Annotated in this window: 17 protein-coding genes; 14 read left to right on the top strand and 3 right to left on the bottom strand. The window is 57.5% G+C overall.

Features of this window, described 5'->3' with window-relative positions; all coding sequences use genetic code 11:
• Positions 1 to 177: 177 nt before the first annotated feature.
• The 12 genes from speE to ACIPF8_RS07515 all read left to right on the top strand — a co-directional run bounded on the left by speE (position 178) and on the right by ACIPF8_RS07515 (position 13,076).
• Positions 178 to 1,458 (top strand): polyamine aminopropyltransferase, encoded by a 1,281-nt coding sequence (gene speE / locus ACIPF8_RS07460; RefSeq protein ID WP_400419001.1) that lies wholly within the window; start codon positions 178 to 180, stop codon positions 1,456 to 1,458.
• Positions 1,459 to 1,524: 66 nt separating this feature from the next.
• Positions 1,525 to 1,998 carry a hypothetical protein gene (locus ACIPF8_RS07465; RefSeq protein ID WP_400419004.1) on the top strand — a complete coding sequence of 158 codons (474 nt, stop codon included), beginning with the start codon at positions 1,525 to 1,527 and terminating at the stop codon, positions 1,996 to 1,998.
• Positions 1,999 to 2,000: 2 nt separating this feature from the next.
• Positions 2,001 to 3,146: a glutathionylspermidine synthase family protein gene (locus tag ACIPF8_RS07470; protein ID WP_400419007.1), complete on the top strand. Its 1,146-nt coding sequence runs from the start codon at positions 2,001 to 2,003 to the stop codon at positions 3,144 to 3,146.
• 70 nt (positions 3,147 to 3,216) lie between these two features.
• Positions 3,217 to 3,624 (top strand): DUF350 domain-containing protein, encoded by a 408-nt coding sequence (locus ACIPF8_RS07475; RefSeq protein WP_061532607.1) that lies wholly within the window; start codon positions 3,217 to 3,219, stop codon positions 3,622 to 3,624.
• 58 nt (positions 3,625 to 3,682) lie between these two features.
• The gene (locus ACIPF8_RS07480; RefSeq protein ID WP_400419010.1) at positions 3,683 to 4,408 is read left to right on the top strand and encodes a 16S rRNA (uracil(1498)-N(3))-methyltransferase; all 726 of its coding nucleotides are present in this window, start codon (positions 3,683 to 3,685) and stop codon (positions 4,406 to 4,408) included.
• Positions 4,409 to 4,652: 244 nt separating this feature from the next.
• Positions 4,653 to 5,123 (top strand): YidB family protein, encoded by a 471-nt coding sequence (locus ACIPF8_RS07485; RefSeq protein ID WP_400419013.1) that lies wholly within the window; start codon positions 4,653 to 4,655, stop codon positions 5,121 to 5,123.
• Positions 5,124 to 5,415: 292 nt separating this feature from the next.
• Entirely contained in the window at positions 5,416 to 6,417 is a 1,002-nt protein-coding gene (locus ACIPF8_RS07490) for a bifunctional riboflavin kinase/FAD synthetase (RefSeq protein WP_400419014.1), read from the top strand.
• A 73-nt stretch (positions 6,418 to 6,490) separates the two neighbouring features.
• The gene (gene ileS / locus ACIPF8_RS07495) at positions 6,491 to 9,388 is read left to right on the top strand and encodes an isoleucine--tRNA ligase (RefSeq protein WP_400419016.1); all 2,898 of its coding nucleotides are present in this window, start codon (positions 6,491 to 6,493) and stop codon (positions 9,386 to 9,388) included.
• A 149-nt stretch (positions 9,389 to 9,537) separates the two neighbouring features.
• Positions 9,538 to 10,047, top strand: a complete 510-nt coding sequence (gene lspA / locus ACIPF8_RS07500) for a signal peptidase II (RefSeq protein ID WP_400419025.1) — start codon at positions 9,538 to 9,540, stop codon at positions 10,045 to 10,047.
• A gap of 88 nt (positions 10,048 to 10,135) precedes the next feature.
• Positions 10,136 to 11,350, top strand: a complete 1,215-nt coding sequence (gene coaBC, locus ACIPF8_RS07505) for a bifunctional phosphopantothenoylcysteine decarboxylase/phosphopantothenate--cysteine ligase CoaBC (protein WP_400419027.1) — start codon at positions 10,136 to 10,138, stop codon at positions 11,348 to 11,350.
• A gap of 164 nt (positions 11,351 to 11,514) precedes the next feature.
• Entirely contained in the window at positions 11,515 to 11,964 is a 450-nt protein-coding gene (dut, locus tag ACIPF8_RS07510) for a dUTP diphosphatase (protein WP_061532600.1), read from the top strand.
• Between the two features lie 11 nt (positions 11,965 to 11,975).
• On the top strand, positions 11,976 to 13,076 hold the full coding sequence (locus ACIPF8_RS07515; protein WP_400419031.1) for a M48 family metalloprotease: 1,101 nt from the start codon (positions 11,976 to 11,978) through the stop codon (positions 13,074 to 13,076).
• A gap of 150 nt (positions 13,077 to 13,226) precedes the next feature.
• Here ACIPF8_RS07515 and clpA read toward each other — a convergent pair whose 3' ends face one another.
• Together clpA and clpS are read right to left on the bottom strand one after the other, a co-directional pair.
• Positions 13,227 to 15,527 carry an ATP-dependent Clp protease ATP-binding subunit ClpA gene (gene clpA, locus ACIPF8_RS07520; protein WP_400419034.1) on the bottom strand — a complete coding sequence of 767 codons (2,301 nt, stop codon included), beginning with the start codon at positions 15,525 to 15,527 and terminating at the stop codon, positions 13,227 to 13,229.
• Entirely contained in the window at positions 15,524 to 15,832 is a 309-nt protein-coding gene (clpS, locus tag ACIPF8_RS07525) for an ATP-dependent Clp protease adapter ClpS (RefSeq protein ID WP_014007243.1), read from the bottom strand. Before clpS ends, clpA begins: the two co-directional genes overlap by 4 nt.
• A gap of 328 nt (positions 15,833 to 16,160) precedes the next feature.
• Here clpS and ACIPF8_RS07530 point away from each other — a divergent pair, with 328 nt between their 5' ends.
• Complete coding sequence (locus ACIPF8_RS07530; protein ID WP_009665919.1) at positions 16,161 to 16,364, top strand: cold-shock protein; 204 nt, start codon at positions 16,161 to 16,163, stop codon at positions 16,362 to 16,364.
• Between the two features lie 123 nt (positions 16,365 to 16,487).
• Here the strand turns inward: ACIPF8_RS07530 and icd are convergent, their stop codons facing one another.
• On the bottom strand, positions 16,488 to 17,741 hold the full coding sequence (gene icd / locus ACIPF8_RS07535; protein ID WP_400419039.1) for an NADP-dependent isocitrate dehydrogenase: 1,254 nt from the start codon (positions 17,739 to 17,741) through the stop codon (positions 16,488 to 16,490).
• 144 nt (positions 17,742 to 17,885) lie between these two features.
• On the opposite strand from icd, the gene ACIPF8_RS07540 reads away from it, so the two are divergent.
• Positions 17,886 to 18,455, top strand: coding sequence for a pseudouridine synthase (locus tag ACIPF8_RS07540; RefSeq protein WP_400419042.1), 570 nt, complete (start codon positions 17,886 to 17,888; stop codon positions 18,453 to 18,455).
• Positions 18,456 to 18,597 lie beyond the last annotated feature (142 nt).

An 18,597-nucleotide genomic window follows, 5' to 3' on the forward strand; every position in this document is an offset into this window, starting at 1 on the left:
ATTTTACCAAAATGCGCCCGTCCCCGGTTCAAATCCGCACATCTTATGCGCGACGGGACAGTAAAATGCTGCCGCGCCGCATAAGACCGCAGTGTACGGCGAACTCGGATGAAATTGACATTTTCACAATTTACGTATCAAATCCGCCCCCTTGGACCACAACTCATCCATTTCCCCATGCAAGGTTTACATCTGACGGCTGATTGCCATGACTGCAGTTGCAGCGACGACTTGATGCTCGATCCGGAACAGTTGCGGCAACTCGTCGTAACAGAAACCGTCAGCGCCGGCCTCACCATCGTCGGCGAAAAATTCCATCCATTCCAGGCTGCCGATGGCAGCGCCGCCGGCGTTACCTGCGCCCTGCTGCTGGCCGAATCCCACTTGGCAATCCATACCTGGCCGGAACGCAAGGCGGTGACGCTGGATGTGTATGTGTGCAATTACACCGAAGATAACAGCGCCAAGGCCAACGGCTTGCTGGACCAATTGATCGCGGCTTTCGCGCCGAAGCAATGGCAAACCCATCGCTTGCAACGTGGCGAAGATGCGCGTGGTCACACACTGGCACTGGAGCATCTGACCCCAAACACCGCCTACGGCACGCGGCTGGCGCCGCCGCTGGTGCACACGCAATCGCCATTCCAGCGTATAGAAATTGCCGACTCCGCCGAGTTCGGCAAAGTGATGCGGCTGGACGGCGCCTATATGACGTCGGAGCGCGATGAATTCTTCTATCACGAATGCCTGGTGCATCCAGCCGCCATCACTCACCCGCAACCTCGCCGCGCACTGATCGTCGGCGGCGGCGACGGCGGCAGCAGCGAAGAATTGCTCAAACATCCTTCGATGGAAGAAATCACCTTGTGCGAAATCGATCCCGAGGTCATCGAATTATCGCGCCATCATCTGCAAAAAATCCATCGCGGCGCACTGAACGATTCGCGCGTCCGCCACGTAGCGCAAGACGGCTTTGCCTTTGTACAGCAAGCCGCACGCGACGCCGCCGGCCCGCGCTACGACTTGATCCTGCTCGACCTGACTGATCCACAAACCGCCGACGGCAGCGCCCTTGCTGCCGACTGCTACACGCTGGAATTCCTGCAGGCCTGCAAGGCGGCGTTGACGCCGGGCGGCGCACTGGTCATGCACCTGGGCAGCCCGTTTCATCATCCGCAGCGATTCGGCCTGCTGCGCCAGCGCCTCGACGCAACTTTCCGCCATGTCGCGCCGTACACCGTATACGTACCGCTGTATGGCGCGCTGTGGGGCATGGCCGTGGCTAGCGATTCCATCGATCCGCGCGATGTCGAGCGCAACACCGTCGCCGCCCGCTTGCAAGACCGGGCTGTCGGCGAGCTTCAGTATTACAACGCTGATGTGCATCCGGCACTATTCGCACTGCCCAATTTCGTGCAAAATCTTGGCGCTTATCTTGACACTTGTCTTGGCACTTGAGCCGTTGTCGCAAATTCACGCTTTTTGTGGTTTTGATGCCCTATTCATGTTGGGCAGTTGGAAAACATGGATCACCCGTCTGAACCAGGTTTCATCACATTCATGGAGAACCTAGTGCCAACCCGCAGTCCTCAGCATCAAACAAAAAAAACGCTGGAACCAATCGCGCGGCCGGGCCGCAAGAGCCACGCCGTGCCGCTGGTGCTGGCAGCATCGACCATGCTGGCCGGTTGCAGCCCCAAGCAGGCACGCGATGAATACCTGAGCCAGGAAGACTGCCAGAAGGATTGGGGCCGTCCCGAACTTTGCCAACCGGCGCCCACCAGCAGCAGCGGCAGCAGTTCAGGCGCCAGCGGGTACGGCTACTACCGTTACTACGGCCCGAGTTACGACCTGGGAGACCGCGACAACGCACAGCGCAGCGCGCGTATCGGCGGCCGCAGCTTCGGCCTGCAAAGCGGTGAAGTCAGCAATCACTCCGTAGCCCGTAGTGTGGCGCGCGGCGGTTTCGGCGGCGTCCATATCTCCGGCGGCGGTTGAGCATGATCCGCGAAAACCTGACCCCGCGACCCAACTGGCAGGCCCAGTTCGAGTCACTCGGTTTCACTTACCATTCGATCGATGATTTGTACTGGGACGAGCGCTATGCCTATCGCTTCACGGCAGCGCAGATCGATGTCGTCGAGGATGCCACCGCCGAGCTGCACCAGATGGCCCTGCAGGCGGTCGAGCATGTGATCGCCCACGAAAGGCTGGAACAATTTGCGATTCCAAAACCGTTCTGGTCGCTGGTAGAGGAAAGCTGGCGCGACAAGGAGTTCTCGCTGTACGGCCGTTTCGATCTCTCCTGGGATGGAAAAAATCCTCCCAAGATGCTCGAATACAACGCCGACACGCCGACCGGCCTGGTCGAGTCGAGCGTGGCGCAGTGGTATTGGCTGCAGGACGTATTCCCCAAGGCAGACCAGTTCAATTCGATCCATGAAAAGCTGATCGCACAATGGCAAGCCCTGGCGACACAACATCAAAGCAAGGGCCTGCTGCACTTTGCCTGTATCGGCGGCCATGAAGAAGACGAGGGCAATCTCGCCTATCTGCGCGATACCGCAATCCAGGCCGGCTTTGCCACCAAACAGATGGCCATCGAAAGTATCGGCTGGGATGAACAGCATGCTGAGTTCGTCGACGACTTCGACCTGAAAATCGACAACCTGTTCAAGCTCTATCCGTGGGAATGGCTATGCCGCGATGAGTTTGCCGCGCATCTGCTGGCGCGGCCGATGCGCCTGATCGAACCGGCCTGGAAGATGGTGCTCTCCAACAAGGCGATCCTGCCGGTACTGTGGGAATTGTTCCCCGGCCATCCGAACCTGCTGCCGGCATTTTTCGACGCCTGGCGCATCAGCGGCGATTTCGTCAAGAAGCCGTTGTATTCGCGCGAAGGTGAAAACATCACGATCTACGCCGGCGGCGAAGTACATCATCAACCTGGCCAATACGGCGCCGAAGGCTACATTTATCAGGCCTTTGCTGCCCAGCCGAAATTCGACGACGGCATCACGCCGGCTTATACATCGGTCGGTTCATGGGTGGTCGGCGATGCACCTGCCGGCATCGGCATCCGCGAAGATGTATCGCTGATTACCAAAGACACCAGCCGTTTCGTCCCGCATTATTTTGTTGATTAATTTTATTTATTAAGTACTGGCGACAAGCGCCTCCAACGCGCCCGTCCTTATCTTCAGGAGCCTCAATTTCATGGATCTTTCAATGCTGCCCGCCGGTCTGCCGGCCTTCTTGTCTCACTTCGGATTGGCACTGGTGCTGACCGGCGCCTTTCTTCTGATTTACATTTTCATCACGCCGTACCATGAGCTGGCATTGATCCGCGCCGGCAACCACGCCGCCACCGCCAGCCTGGCTGGTGCGTTGCTGGGTTATGTCGTGGCGCTGGCTTCAGCAATTTCCAACAGCATCAACCTGATGGATATGCTGATCTGGGGCATCGTCGCACTGGTGGTCCAGCTGCTGGCCTTCGGGATCGTCCGCCTGATGTTGCCAACGCTGCTTGCCGATATCCCCGAAAACAAGATTGCATCCGGCATCTTTCTTGGTACAGTCAGTCTAGGCTTGGGTTTATTGAGCGCTGCTTGCATGACTTATTAATCTGCCGACAACAACCACCCCGACTGCCACCGAATAACCCAAGGAATCTATTTACTTCATGCCGCGCTTCTACGTCTCCACTCCTCTCGAAATCGGCCAGCAACTGGCGTTGCCGGACCAGGTTGCACACCATGTGCAAGTCCTGCGCCTGCCCGCTGGCACGCCGATCACCCTGTTCAACGGCGAGGGCGGCGAATATACGGCAACCATCAGCAGCATCGAAAAAAAGCGCGTCGGCGTCGAGATCAAGACTTTCTCACCGCGCGAAGTCGAGCTGCCCTATGCGGTCACGCTGGCGCAAGCGTTGCCGGAGTCGTCGAAGCTGGACTGGATCATCGAGAAGGCTGTCGAACTGGGCGCGGCGGCGATCCAGCCTCTGGCGGCGCAGCGCTGCGTGGTGCGCCTGAATAGCGAACGCGCCGAAAAGAAGCAAAGCCATTGGCAAGCCGTGATCGTCGCCGCCGCCGAGCAGAGCGGCCGCAACCGCATGCCGAACCTGGCAACGTTGACGCCGTTTAACGACTGGGTGCGGCAGCAGGATTTGCACAAGCGCATCCTGCTGTCGCCACGCGGTGAGCAGTCACTCTCAGACTGGGCACGACACCATCCGCCGCAGGCGCTGACGTTGCTGATCGGCCCGGAAGGAGGCTTCACCGAAGCTGAGGAAGATACGGCCTGCGCGCAAGGCGCACTGATGCTGTCGATGGGGCCGCGCATCCTGCGCACGGAAACCGCCGGACTGGCGGCGCTGGCAGCGATCAACGCCATCTGGGGCGAGATGTAGCCGAAGCAAGCGCAAGGCGTCGCTCTATTTCCATGATTTTTCTATGATTTTTACAATTTGGTCTAAGCAATTATTCGAAGCCTGACTAAAATGATAAAGGTCGCCAAGACACAATCGTTTTCACTTTCGCAACTACTCAAAGCTCTTGCCGCGTTGTAATATCGATTTTCTGAACTACTTTGTATTTTTCGACGAAGTAACCTCTGCCTTGACGGCTTATCGCACTATTACTCTGGAGAATATTATGGGACTACTTGATTCGGTACTCGGCGCAATTGGCGGTGGCGGCCAGCAACAATCAAATGATCCGAAAGCCATGCTGATCGCGGCCGCATTGCCGTTACTGCTGAAGGCACTGCAAGGCGGCGGCGCGGCCGCAGGCCAGGCTGGGGGCGCGGCAGGTGCTGGTGGTGGCCTCCTCAGCGCATTCGAAGGTGCGGGCCTGGGCTCGGTTGTACAGTCCTGGATAGGCAACGGCCAGAACCAGGCAATTTCGCCAGACCAGATTCAACAAGTGCTGGGCGGCGGCCATCTGCAGGAACTGGCCCAAGCGGCCGGCATTTCCCCAAGCGAAGCAGCTGGGCACCTGTCGGAAATTCTGCCAGGCCTGGTCGACAAACTGACGCCTAACGGCCAGGTAGCGGCTCCGGCCGGTGGCCTCGGCGATCTGGGTGGCCTGTTGGGCGGCCTGCTGGGCGGCGACAAGAAAGCCTGAAAAGGCCAGAAAATCGGCATGGTACTAATTTGCCAATAATCTGCAATCGCCCTTCGGGGCGATTTTTTTTGGCAAATCGCATTGCAGCGATAGCGTTCGCCCATATCTAAAATACAATATACGTCGAATTGCCGAGAGCATATCCCCGCAACTACGGCATTTCTCCCTGCAAAATGACGAATTTGGCAATTTCGGGGCGGCCAAACCACTGCCGATCGACTTCTTCGCAGGGGTTGGACGCCGAAAGCATTTATAATCCAAGGTTTTTGCGACAAATATTCCGGTTACTTCAATGAAGGTATTTCGCGGACTTCCCAACGCCGAATCGCGCGCACCGTGCGCGCTCACTATCGGCAACTTTGATGGCGTGCATCGCGGCCATCAGGTGCTGCTTGCGCACGTCCGCAAGGCAGCCACGGAACTCGGCCTGGACGCCGCCGTGATGACGTTCGAGCCGCACCCACGCGAGTTCTTTGCGCGTCGCGCCGGACAACCCGACAACATGCCGACCCGCGTCGCCAATCTGCGCGACAAGCTGGAATCGCTGTCGCAGGCCGGCATCGACCGCGTCATCGTCGAACACTTCAATGCCAGCTTTGCCGCCATGTCGCCACAAGACTTCATCGAAAAGGTGCTGGTCGAGGGCTTGCATGTCAAATGGCTGATGGTCGGCGAAGATTTTTGCTTCGGCGCCCGCCGCGCCGGCAATATCGCGACCTTGGTCGAAGCCGGCAAGAAGTACGGCTTCCACGTTGAAACCTTGCCGACTGTCATGAATGAAGGCGCCCGCGTCTCGTCGTCCGCAGTGCGCGCGGCGCTGGCAGCCGGCGACTTCGACCATGCGCGCGCCCTGCTCGGCCACCCCTATTCAATTTCCGGACGCGTGGTGCACGGCAAGAAACTCGGCCGCACCATCGGTTTCCCAACCCTCAACCTGCGCGTCAACCACAAGCTGCCGGCGCTGTCAGGCATCTTCGTGGTCAATGTCCATGGCTTGAGTGAGCAACCACTGCCTGCCGTCGCCAGCATCGGCATCCGCCCGACCGTCGACGATAGTGGCCGGGTGCTGCTGGAAAGCTATATCCTTGACTTCACCGGCGACTGCTATGGCAAGCTGATCCAGGTCGAGTTCTTGCAAAAGCTGCGCGACGAAGAGAAATATGTCGACCTGCCAACCCTGACCGCCGCGATCAGTCGTGATGTGGACAATGCGCGCGCCTATTTCCGCCAGCACGCCGGCAAGTCGATGAATCCCGCGACGCGTGCGCCGACTTCGGCCACAGACCGAATTTGACGCTGTTCGGCAGTACCTCATTCCGCTCTGCCCGCCGAAGGGCAGGCTCCACTGAATTCCATTGAAGAAAATTATGTCCGATCAGCCAAGCAAACCAGAAAACAATAAAGCCGCCAAGCCGCAAGGCAAGCCGCAGAGCAAGTATCCGGTCAACATGACCGAAACTGCGTTCCCGATGCGCGGCGATCTCGCCAAGCGCGAGCCGCAGTGGGTCAAGCAATGGCAGGAAAAGAAAGTCTACGAACGGATCCGCAAGGCCTCCAAAGGCCGCCCGAAATTCATCCTGCATGATGGCCCGCCGTATGCCAACGGTGAAATCCACCTGGGTCACGCTGTCAACAAGATCCTCAAGGACATGATCGTCAAGGCCCGCAACATGGCCGGATTCGATGCGCCTTACGTGCCGGGCTGGGATTGCCACGGCATGCCGATCGAGATCCAGATCGAAAAGAAATACGGCAAGAACCTGCCGGTGGCCGAAGTGCAAGCCAAGGCGCGTGCTTACGCCAACGAACAGATCGACCTGCAGCGCAAGGACTTCATCCGCCTTGGCGTCCTCGGCGAATGGGACAATCCGTACAAGACCATGGCCTTCGGCAATGAAGCCGATGAATTGCGCGCGCTCGGCACGATCCTGGAAAAAGGCTATGTGTATCGCGGCCTGAAGCCGGTCAACTGGTGCTTCGATTGCGGTTCGGCGCTGGCCGAAGCGGAAGTCGAATACCAGGACAAGCGCGATCCGTCGATCGATGTCGGCTTCCCATTTGCCGAACCGGCCAAGATCGCCGCAGCATTCGGCCTGGCATCGCTGCCGGTCGAGCAAGGCTATGTGGTGATCTGGACCACCACGCCGTGGACCATCCCGTCCAACCAGGCGCTCAACGTGCATCCGGAAGTCGACTACGCGCTGGTCCAGACCGAGCGCAATGGCGCACCGCTGCTGCTGATCCTGGCACAGGACCTGGTTGAGAGCAGCCTGCAACGCTTTGGCCTCGAAGGCAAAATCATCGCCACCTGCAAGGGTGAAGCGCTGTCGCTGATCAATTTCAAACACCCGCTGGCCGCCACCGATCCAGGTTACGACCGCCTGTCGCCAATCTATCTCGGCGACTACGTCACCACCGACAGCGGCACCGGTATCGTCCACTCGGCGCCGGCCTACGGTATCGAAGACTTTATCTCATGCAAGGCGCATGGCATGAAGGACGACGACATCATCAGCCCGGTCATGGGCGACGGCAAATTTGCATCGTGGCTGCCGTTCTTTGCCGGCATGACCATCTGGGAAGCATCGAAGCCGATCTGCAGCAAGCTGGAAGAAGTTGGCGCGCTGTTCAAGCTGGTCATGTTCGACCACAGCTACATGCATTGCTGGCGCCACAAGAGCCCGATCATCTATCGCGCCACCTCGCAGTGGTTCGCCAGCATGGACAACCTGCCGAAGGATGGCCATCCGAGCTTGCGCGCCACCGCGCTGGAAGCGATCGAAGCCACTGCATTCTTCCCTAGCTGGGGCAAGGCGCGCCTGCACGGCATGATCGCCAACCGTCCGGACTGGACGCTGTCGCGGCAACGCCAATGGGGCGTGCCGATGGCGTTCTTCGTGCACAAGGAAAGCGGCCAGTTGCACCCACGCACACCGGAACTGCTGGAACAGATCGCCAAGCGCATCGAGCAGCACGGCATCGAAGCCTGGCAAGCCCTTGATCCACGCGAACTGCTGGGCGACGACGCCGACAATTACGTCAAGAACAAGGACACGCTGGACGTCTGGTTCGATTCCGGCAGCACGCACCAGACCGTATTGCGCGGTTCGCATGCGGCCCAGTCGAAATTCCCGGCTGACCTCTACCTGGAAGGTTCCGACCAACATCGCGGCTGGTTCCATTCGTCGCTGCTGACCTCGGCCATGTTGAACGGCCGCGCGCCTTACGACGCCTTGCTGACGCACGGCTTCGTGGTCGATGGCGAAGGCCGCAAGATGTCGAAGTCGTTGAAGAATGGCGTCGAACCGCAAAAAGTGGCGGACTCGCTGGGCGCGGAAATCCTGCGCCTGTGGGTCGCTTCCAGCGATTACTCCGGCGAAATCACGATCTCCGACGAAATCCTGAAACGTGTCACCGAGTCGTATCGCCGCATCCGCAACACGCTGCGCTTCCTGCTGGCGAATACCTCGGATTTCGATCCGCTGAAAGATGCAGTGCCGATCGCCGACCTGCTGGAAATCGACCGCTATGCGATCGCCAGCATGACGCAGCTGCAAGCCGACATCCTGCAGCACTACCAGACTTATGAATTCCACCCGGTGATCTCGAAACTGCAGATGTACTGCTCAGAAGATTTGGGCGGCTTCTACCTCGACATCCTGAAGGATCGCCTGTACACCAGCGGCGCCACTTCGCAAGCGCGCCGTTCTGCGCAAACCGCGATCTGGCATATCACGCAAGCGTTGTTGCGCGTGATGGCGCCGACCTTGTCCTTCACCGCGGAAGAAGCCTGGTCGTTCTTCGCCAGCCCGGAAGCATTTGCGGCCAGCGATGAAACCATTTTCACGCAAACCTACTATGCGCTGCCGGAAATCAGCGATGCTGCGGCACTGATCGAGAAATTCAATGCCGTACGCGCAGTCCGCGCCGACGTCACCAAGCAACTGGAAGAAGTGCGGGTGGGCGGCGGCATCGGATCCTCGCTGCAGGCCGAAGTCGAGATCAAGGCTAGCGCCGCCAAGTACGCACTGCTCAACAGCCTCGGCGACGACTTGAAATTCGTCCTGATCACTTCCAGCGCTGTCGTCACGCAAGTGGCGACGGAAGCCGAAGAAGCGATCCTGGTAACGCCGTCGACGCAACAGAAATGCGAACGCTGCTGGCACTATCGTGCCGATGTCGGCAGCCATCCGGAACACCCGGGGCTGTGCGGACGCTGCGTCGCCAATCTGTTCGGCAGCGGCGAGCATCGTCACTTTGCGTAAGGTGGGCACACAGTGCCCACGTGTGACCGCGGCAACCGGAGTACAAACCCGCGCAGCGCCGAAAGCGGCGTGTGCGTGGAGTGAGTTCACGCGTGGGCACGATGTGCCCACCCTACGAAATTTTCTGAGACCCAACAGATCTTAATAATATGGCCACTAAAAAACGCTCTTCCGCCGCAGCCTCCTCTTCCAAATACGGCCTGGCGCCGTGGCTTGGCATTGCCGCCCTGGTATTGCTGATCGACCAATTGACCAAGATCACGATCGTGCGCCTGTTCAGCTACGGCGAATGGCATCCGGTGACCTCGTTCTTCAACCTGGTGCTGGTGTATAACAAGGGTGCTGCGTTCAGTTTCCTGTCGTCGGAATCCGGCTGGCAGCGCCACCTGTTCACCGCCATCGGTATCGCCGCCGCCGTGTTCATCATTTTCCTGTTGAAACGACACGCCGGACAACGCATGTTCTGCGCCGCACTGGCATTGATCCTCGGCGGCGCCATCGGCAATGTGGTCGATCGCATCGCCTACGGCCATGTCATCGATTTCCTCGACTTCTATGTGGGCAACTGGCACTGGCCGGCATTCAACGTCGCCGACAGCGCGATCTGCGTCGGTGCGGTATTGTTCATTATTGATGAGCTGCGGCGCGTCAATAAATAGTCCATTGAAATAGGCCATTGAAATAGGTCATTTAGGCAGGCCAATTTTTACAAAACACCAACTGGTGTCGTCCCCTCCAGGAGCAGAGATGGATCTCGCGGGTAAAAAAATCGTGCTGGGACTGACCGGCGGCATCGCCTGCTACAAGGCGGCGGAGTTCACGCGCGCACTGATCAAGGCTGGCGCTTCGGTACAGGTGGTCATGACCACCGCGGCCACGCATTTCATGACACCGGTGACCATGCAGGGCTTGTCCGGCAAGCCGGTATTTACCGATCAATGGGATGCGCGCATCGGCAACAACATGCCGCACATCGATCTCACCCGCGACGCCGATGCCATCGTGATCGCGCCCTGCTCCGCCGATTTCATGTCGAAGCTGGCGCACGGCGCCTGCGACGATTTATTGTCGACCTTGTGCGTAGCGCGGCCGGCGACGGTGCCGCTGTTGATCGCACCGGCGATGAACGTCGAAATGTGGCAAAACCCCGCCACCCAGCGTAACGCCAACCAGTTACTGGCGGACGGCATTCAGCTGCTCGGCCCTGATGCCGGCGAGCAGGCCTGCGGCGAAGTCGGCATGGGACGCATGCTGGAAGCCGATCAATTGCTGGCGGAAGTGATTGCTGCGTTCCAGCTCAAACTACTCAAGGGCAAACGCGTGCTGTTGACCGCCGGCCCGACTTTCGAGCCAATCGATCCGGTACGCGGCATCACCAATCTGTCATCGGGAAAAATGGGCTATGCAGTTGCCCGCGCCGCCTATGAAGCCGGCGCCGAAGTGACGCTGGTGTCGGGACCAACCGCACTTGCCACGCCATATGGCGTGCGCCGCATCAGCGTCCAGACTGCACAACAGATGCACGATATCGTCATGGCCCAGCTCACCGCCCAAAGCGCCAGCAGCGCCACCGACATATTCGTCGCCGTCGCTGCGGTTGCCGACTGGCGCGTAGCCAATGCCAGCACCCAGAAACTGAAGAAGAATGCCGACGGCAGCGCGCCGGAATTGGTATTCGAACAAAACCCGGATATTTTGGCAACAGTTGCAGCGCTGCCCAAACCACCGTACTGTGTCGGTTTTGCTGCCGAATCGGAAAAGCTGTTGCAATATGGCGAGGCCAAACGCGCCAGGAAAAATGTACCACTGTTGGTCGGCAATATCGGCCACGATACCTTTGGCAAGGATGACAACCAATTGGTGTTGTTCGACGCGAACGGTCATACCGATCTGCCGCGTGCCGGCAAACAGCAGCTGGCGCGGCAGTTGATCGCTGCCATTGCTGCGCGTCTTGGTGCATAGTTGCTGCATAGTTGCTGCATAGTTCATCGTCGGCCTGAAGGCCGGCGAGCCGCATCGAAATCAGAATTGGTTACATGAATTCCAGACAGGCCTGCGCTTGTCATGCCGTTCATTTGCCGCACGTACCCGAATTATTTTATTTATATAGATTGTTACAAAATTCAATGAATATCATCGACGTCAAAATCCTCGACCCACGCATGCAAGATCAATTGCCGGCCTACGCCACCGAAGGCAGCGCCGGACTCGACCTGCGCGCCTGCCTGGATGCGCCTGTGACGCTCAAACCCGGTGAAACCCACCTGATCCCGACCGGCCTGGCAATCCACATCGGCGACCCGGCTTACGCCGCCATGATCTTGCCGCGCAGCGGCCTCGGTCACAAACATGGCATCGTGCTGGGGAACCTGGTCGGCCTGATCGACTCTGATTACCAGGGTCAGCTGATGGTTTCCACCTGGAACCGCGGCCAAACCGAATTCACCCTCAACCCGATGGAACGGCTGGCGCAATTGATTATCGTGCCGGTCGCACGGGTCCGTTTTAATGTTGTACAAGATTTCGAGAGCAGCGAACGCGGCGCAGGCGGCTTCGGCAGCACCGGAAAACATTGATGGAGAAATTAATGAGATTGACACGTCGCTCCCGATGGCAGGGAGTCAAGCGTTACGCAGCAGTGACATTGCCAGTGCTGTTCCTGGCGGCCTGCGCTACGCAAGAACCAACCACGTCCGGCACGCAAAATACCGCCAGCGCCGGCAAACCGACGCTGGCTCCCAAGCCAGCCGTTCCCGCCGTAACGCCGCAGCAGGCCGAGCTGAAAAGCCTGGTCGCACTGCAAGACCGGCTCTACGACGTGGCAGCCCCGCTGCTGGTGAATAATGCAGTCCTGTGCCGCAACAACGCGCGCAACCTGCTCGGCTTCACAGCCAAGACAAAATTCTCTTACACCGCAGAATTCATCGACGCCGCCACTTCACTCGGCCTGACCGATCAATTGCAAGTGACCGGCGTGCTGGCAGGCAGCGGCGCGGCCAAAGTTGGCCTGCAACGCGGTGATCTGCTGGTGGCAATCCAGGACAAACCGGTGCCGACCGGCGCCGATGCAGAACGTCAGACGGCCTTGATGCTCGGCCCGTTGGTTAATGGCCGCAACAACATCAAGGTGACGATCGCCCGCAACGGCAGCAACCAGACCCTGAACGTGCCGCTGACCCGCGCTTGCGCCTTCGGCATCGAACTAGGCAACACCGACAACGTGATCAGCTATGCCGACGGCCGTCGCGTCCTGATCAGCGCCGGCATGATGAAATTCGTGCGCAGCGACGATGAACTGGCCTACGTGATCGCCAAGGAAATGGCGCACAACACGCTGACCCATCCAGCCAGGCAACGTCTCACCGCGACCTTGTCCGGCGTGATCGACAACCTGGTTCGCCTGCGCCCGGATACCGCGCCATTGAGCGGCGCCGCCGGCGTCAAGCCATATCCGCAGCAGCTCGATGCGGCAGCCGACAAGCTGGCCTTGTACATGGTGGCGCGCGCCGGCTACAAGGTCGACGACGCCTCGGCATTCTGGCAACGCCTGGCGACGCAATATCCAGTCACGGTACTCAACGGGTATACGGCGATCCATCCTGCCACTACCTACCGCATCGCTGCCATCGAGCAAGCCGTCTCGGATATCCAGGCCAAACAAGCGAGCGGCAGCACGGTCCTGCCCTAAGCCACAAGTTGCTGCCAGCGCTTCACCAGCCGGTGAAACGCTGGCAGCAAAACAATGATGTAGATTCAAACATCCAAGCGTAAAAAAGCCTGAATCACTTTCGTGGATTCAGGCTTTTTGTTTTGGCTGAAGCAAAAGCCAAAAGCGGATTTACTCCACTTCGACCGTTTCTTCCGGCGCCGACGGCGAGGATGCATCTTTCTCGGCAAAGTCGAGACTGATCTGATCCTTGTCGTCGAGATCGACTGTCACGCGGCCGCCAGTCACCAGCTTGCCGAACAACAGCTCGTCGGCCAGCGCCTTGCGGATCATGTCCTGGATCAGGCGCGACATCGGCCGCGCACCCATCAACGGATCGAAGCCCTTGCGCGCCAGGAACTTGCGCAGGTTCTCGGTGAAGATCGCTTCCACTTTTTTCTCATGCAACTGCTCTTCCAGCTGCATCAGGAACTTGTCGACCACGCGCAGGATGACTTCTTCATCCAGTGCGCGGAAGCTGATGATGGAATCGATACGATTGCGGAACTCTGGCGTAAACATACGCTTGATATCCGCCATCTCGTCGCCGGCTTCCTTCTTGTCGGTAAAGCCGATCGAACGCTTCTGCAGGCTTTCCGCACCGGCATTGGTGGTCATGATAATGATCACGTTGCGGAAGTCCGCCTTGCGCCCGTTGTTGTCGGTCAACGCGCCATGGTCCATCACCTGCAACAGGATATTGAAAATATCCGGATGCGCCTTTTCGATTTCATCGAGCAGCAATACCGCATGCGGCTTCTTGGTGACGGCCTCGGTCAGCAAACCGCCTTGGTCGAAACCGACATAACCCGGCGGCGCACCGATCAGGCGGCTCACTGCATGGCGTTCCATGTATTCCGACATGTCGAAACGAATCAGGTCGATGCCCATGATGAACGCCAACTGCTTGGCCACCTCGGTCTTGCCAACCCCGGTCGGACCGGAGAACAGGAAGGAACCGATCGGACGGTCCGTCTTGCCCAAGCCGGCACGCGCCATCTTGATGGCCGACGCCAACGCATCGATCGCCGGATCCTGGCCGAACACGACATTGCGCAAATCACGGTCAATGGTTTGCAGTTTGCTGCGGTCGTCCTGGTTGACCGATTGCGGCGGAATCCGCGCAATCTTGGCGATGATGTCTTCGATCTCGCCTTTGCCGATAGTCTTCTTCTGCTTCGACTTCGGCAGGATGCGTTGCGCCGCACCGGCTTCGTCGATCACATCGATGGCCTTGTCCGGCAGATGCCGATCATTGATGAACCGCGCCGCCAGTTCCGCAGCACTGGTCAGTGCCGAAGCGGAATACTTGACGCCGTGATGTTCTTCAAAGCGCGACTTCAGGCCGCGCAGGATCTGCACGGTTTGCTCGACGGTCGGTTCGTTGACATCGATTTTCTGGAAGCGCCGCGACAACGCGTGGTCTTTCTCGAACACGCCGCGGAATTCAGTATAAGTAGTCGCGCCGATGCACTTCAACTGCCCGCTCGACAATGCCGGCTTGAGCAGGTTGGAGGCATCCAGCGTACCGCCCGACGCCGAACCGGCGCCGATGATGGTATGGATTTCGTCGATGAACAGGATGCCGTGCGGGCTGTCCTTCAATTGCTTGAGGACCGCTTTCAAGCGCTGTTCGAAATCACCGCGATATTTGGTGCCGGCCAGCAGCGCGCCCATGTCGAGCGAATACACGATGGCATTCTGCAGGATCTCAGGCACTTCGCCCTGGGTGATGCGCCATGCCAAGCCCTCGGCAATCGCGGTCTTGCCGACGCCGGCTTCGCCGACCAGCAATGGATTGTTTTTGCGACGGCGGCACAAGGTCTGGATCACGCGTTCGACTTCGTACTCGCGGCCGATCAGTGGATCGATCTTGCCTTCGGTAGCCAGCTTGTTCAGGTTTTGCGTGAACTGGTCGAGCGGACTTTCCTTGGCCTGGCCTTCGGCCTGCACTTCTTCCGCGCCTTCCGAGGATTTCTGCGCATCGGTCTGCTGATCCTTGCGCACGCCGTGCGAAATGAAGTTGACCACGTCCAGACGCGTCACACCCTGCTGATGCAGGTAGTACACCGCGTGCGAATCCTTCTCGCCGAAGATCGCCACCAGCACATTGGCGCCGGTGACTTCCTTTTTGCCGTTGGAAGCCGATTGCACATGCATGATGGCGCGTTGGATCACGCGCTGAAAACCGAGGGTCGGCTGGGTATCAACCTCATTCGAACCCGGGACGGTCGGCGTATTGTCGCCAATAAAGATCGTCAGCGTCTTGCGCATATCGTCAATATTGACGGCACACGCCCGCAGCACTTCAGCCGCGGACGGATTGTCGAGCAAGGCCAACAGCAAGTGTTCAACCGTGATGAACTCATGCCGTGCTTGTCGTGCTTCGACAAACGCCATGTGCAAACTTACTTCCAATTCCTGCGCAATCATGCTTCCTCCATCATGCATTGCAGGGGGTGCCCTGCTTTGCGTGCGTGCGTTAATACCAGTTCAACTTTTGTGGATGCAATATCCTTCGGATACACACCACACATGCCTTTGCCATCGCGATGCACCTTCAGCATTATCTGCGTTGCGGCTTCGCGATCCTTGTTGAAGTATTCCTGGAGGATGGCAACCACAAATTCCATTGGCGTGTAGTCATCATTCAACAGAAATACCTGATACATGGGAGGCGGCTTGAGCTTCTGCTCTTGCCGCGTCGCTACTGTCCCGTCTTCGTGCTTGGTTACCATGCGCCTATTCTAAAACCTTCCGACAAATGCGCAACGCGCAACGCTGATTAATTAATGTGTATATCGATATTACGCGTTTTCTGAATGCTATGCAGATGACGTTAAAACGGATTAAATCAAGAGGGGTAAAACATTTCAAAACAACAAATTTAATTGCATATTGGAAATTACTTGACTTTTTTATTTTTAACGAGAACAATGACATTCATTGATAAGTGTGTTTTTGCTTGTTAATAGAAGTGAGCAAGTTCTAGAAGGGGCAGCGTTACGCGAGGCTTCTTGCTTTTACGGCTCGTGTGATTAGTCATTATTTGAAAGACGCTATTTTATGGCAACAGGTACAGTCAAGTGGTTCAACGATTCTAAGGGCTTCGGCTTTATCACTCCGGATGACGGCGGTGAAGATTTGTTTGCTCACTTTTCGGCAATCCAGATGAACGGCTTCAAGACTCTCAAAGAAGGTCAAAAAGTCCAGTTCGAAGTCACGCAAGGCCCTAAAGGCAAGCAAGCTTCTAACATCCAAGCTCCTTAATTTCATAATTAAGCAGCTTTTACGAAAAACCTCACTTCGGTGAGGTTTTTTTATGGCCAAACGGCAACAAGCAGGCGTAAAAAAAGCCAGAACACGTTCTGGCTTTTTTAAAATAACAATGAATTACATATTCGAAATCATGACCTCGCCGAAGCCGGAGCACGAAACCTGCGTCGCACCTTCCATCAGGCGTGCGAAGTCGTAAGTCACCTTTTTCGAAGTGATCGACTTTTGCATCGATTCGATGATCAGGTCAGCAGCTTCCAGCCAGCCCATGTGACGCAGCATCATTTCCGCCGACAGGATCAGCGAACCAGGGTTCACGTAGTCTTTGCCGGCATATTTTGGCGCTGTGCCGTGGGTAGCTTCAAACATCGCTACCGAATCCGACAGGTTGGCGCCCGGAGCGATGCCGATGCCGCCGACTTGTGCCGCCAGCGCGTCGGAAATGTAATCGCCGTTCAGGTTCAGGGTTGCGATCACGCTGTATTCGTTTGGACGCAACAGGATTTGTTGCAGGAACGCATCAGCGATCGAATCCTTGATGACGATGTCGCGGCCGGTCTTCGGATTCTTGAATTTCGCCCATGGGCCGCCGTCGATCAGCTCGGCGCCGAATTCCTTTTGCGCCAGTGCATAGGCCCAGTCACGGAAGCCGCCTTCGGTGAACTTCATGATGTTGCCCTTGTGGACAATCGTCACGGATGGCTTGTCATTGTCGATCGCGTACTGGATCGCCTTGCGCACCAGGCGCTCGGTGCCTTCGCGCGAAACCGGCTTGATGCCGATGCCGGAAGTGTTGGGGAAACGGATTTTCTTGACGCCCATTTCCTTGATCAGGAAGTCGATCAGTTTCTTGGCGCCGTCGCTGCCCTCTTGCCATTCGATACCGGCATAGATGTCTTCCGAGTTTTCGCGGAAGATGACCATGTCGGTCTTTTCCGGCTCACGCACCGGCGATGGCACGCCCTTGAAGTAACGCACCGGGCGCAGGCAGACATACAGATCGAGTTCTTGACGCAAAGCCACGTTCAACGAACGAATGCCGCCGCCGACTGGCGTCGTCAACGGACCCTTGATCGAAACAACATAATCACGAACCGCAGCCAAGGTCTCTTCAGGCAGCCAGACATCCGGGCCGTAAACTTTGGTCGACTTCTCGCCGGCAAACACTTCCATCCAGCTGATCTTGCGCTTGCCGCCATAAGCTTTGGCAACCGCAGCGTCAACAACCTTGATCATGACCGGGCTGATATCCAGGCCGGTGCCATCGCCTTCGATATAAGGAATGATCGGGTTGTCTGGGACGTTGATCGAGAAATCGGCGTTGACGGTGATTTTTTTGCCTTCTGCAGGCACTTTGATATGTTGGGACATCAGAATCTCCGGAGTTGAGGCGATAAAGTCGGCTCGGCGGGTCAAATTTCAAAACTATCAAGTCTTATATAAGACATAAGACATCGTTTTGTATTATGCACTAGTATTTTACTAGACGCTATGTTTTTGCGACACTACGGGTATATGCCTCTGATCCTATTCAATAAACCCTTCCAGGTCATGTGCCAGTTCTCTGCACATCCCAGCCGCGAAACGCTGGCCAATTACATTAACATCCCCAACATCTATCCGGCGGGACGCCTGGATGCCGATAGCGAGGGATTACTGCTGCTGACCGATGACGGCCAGCTACAACACAATATTAGTCACCCGGCGCTGAAACAGCCAAAGACATATTTGAGCCAGGTCGAGGGCATTCCCGACCAGGCGATGCTGGCGCGCTTGCGAAATGGTGTCGACCTCGGTGATTTCGTGACGTTGCCTTGCCGGGTCAGTCAGGTCGAAGCACCGGATTGGTTGTGGCCGCGCGACCCGCCGATTCGTGAACGCCACGACAAGCCAACCAGCTGGCTGGCGCTGACGCTGACCGAAGGAAAAAACCGCCAGGTGCGGCGCATGACCGCGGCTGTCGGATTACCGACGCTGCGCCTGGTCAGGGTGGCAATCGGCCAGGTGTCGTTGCAAAGCCATCCGTTGTGGCCAGGCGAATCAATGGAAATCGATCCCGCCGATCTGACTACGCCGGCAAAATAATATGCTGCCAGCCCTGCCATCGCAGCCAGCAACGCAGATACATTTGGAAACATATAAACGATTTATTTAGAAAATGATGTCAACCATCTGTTTTCGAGCGTCGTTAATCGTAGTGATTCAAGTGAATCATGGATTGATTAAC

The sequence above is a fragment of the Collimonas sp. NPDC087041 genome, from assembly GCF_044745265.1.
Taxonomy (GTDB): domain Bacteria; phylum Pseudomonadota; class Gammaproteobacteria; order Burkholderiales; family Burkholderiaceae_D; genus Collimonas.

What these genes read in the sequence shown, in the direction of transcription:
- coaBC (WP_400419027.1), top strand. Translation starts at nt 10,136, where the DNA reads ATGGATCTCGCGGGTAAAAAAATCGTGCTGGGACTGACCGGCGGCATC.
- ACIPF8_RS07465 (WP_400419004.1), top strand. Translation starts at nt 1,525, where the DNA reads ATGGATCACCCGTCTGAACCAGGTTTCATCACATTCATGGAGAACCTA.
- dut (WP_061532600.1), top strand. Translation starts at nt 11,515, where the DNA reads ATGAATATCATCGACGTCAAAATCCTCGACCCACGCATGCAAGATCAA.
- ACIPF8_RS07540 (WP_400419042.1), top strand. Translation starts at nt 17,886, where the DNA reads ATGCCTCTGATCCTATTCAATAAACCCTTCCAGGTCATGTGCCAGTTC.
- ACIPF8_RS07480 (WP_400419010.1), top strand. Translation starts at nt 3,683, where the DNA reads ATGCCGCGCTTCTACGTCTCCACTCCTCTCGAAATCGGCCAGCAACTG.
- ACIPF8_RS07470 (WP_400419007.1), top strand. Translation starts at nt 2,001, where the DNA reads ATGATCCGCGAAAACCTGACCCCGCGACCCAACTGGCAGGCCCAGTTC.
- ACIPF8_RS07490 (WP_400419014.1), top strand. Translation starts at nt 5,416, where the DNA reads ATGAAGGTATTTCGCGGACTTCCCAACGCCGAATCGCGCGCACCGTGC.
- speE (WP_400419001.1), top strand. Translation starts at nt 178, where the DNA reads ATGCAAGGTTTACATCTGACGGCTGATTGCCATGACTGCAGTTGCAGC.
- icd (WP_400419039.1), bottom strand. Translation starts at nt 17,741, where the DNA reads ATGTCCCAACATATCAAAGTGCCTGCAGAAGGCAAAAAAATCACCGTC.
- ACIPF8_RS07485 (WP_400419013.1), top strand. Translation starts at nt 4,653, where the DNA reads ATGGGACTACTTGATTCGGTACTCGGCGCAATTGGCGGTGGCGGCCAG.
- ACIPF8_RS07475 (WP_061532607.1), top strand. Translation starts at nt 3,217, where the DNA reads ATGGATCTTTCAATGCTGCCCGCCGGTCTGCCGGCCTTCTTGTCTCAC.
- ACIPF8_RS07515 (WP_400419031.1), top strand. Translation starts at nt 11,976, where the DNA reads ATGAGATTGACACGTCGCTCCCGATGGCAGGGAGTCAAGCGTTACGCA.
- clpS (WP_014007243.1), bottom strand. Translation starts at nt 15,832, where the DNA reads ATGGTAACCAAGCACGAAGACGGGACAGTAGCGACGCGGCAAGAGCAG.
- ACIPF8_RS07530 (WP_009665919.1), top strand. Translation starts at nt 16,161, where the DNA reads ATGGCAACAGGTACAGTCAAGTGGTTCAACGATTCTAAGGGCTTCGGC.
- ileS (WP_400419016.1), top strand. Translation starts at nt 6,491, where the DNA reads ATGTCCGATCAGCCAAGCAAACCAGAAAACAATAAAGCCGCCAAGCCG.
- clpA (WP_400419034.1), bottom strand. Translation starts at nt 15,527, where the DNA reads ATGATTGCGCAGGAATTGGAAGTAAGTTTGCACATGGCGTTTGTCGAA.
- lspA (WP_400419025.1), top strand. Translation starts at nt 9,538, where the DNA reads ATGGCCACTAAAAAACGCTCTTCCGCCGCAGCCTCCTCTTCCAAATAC.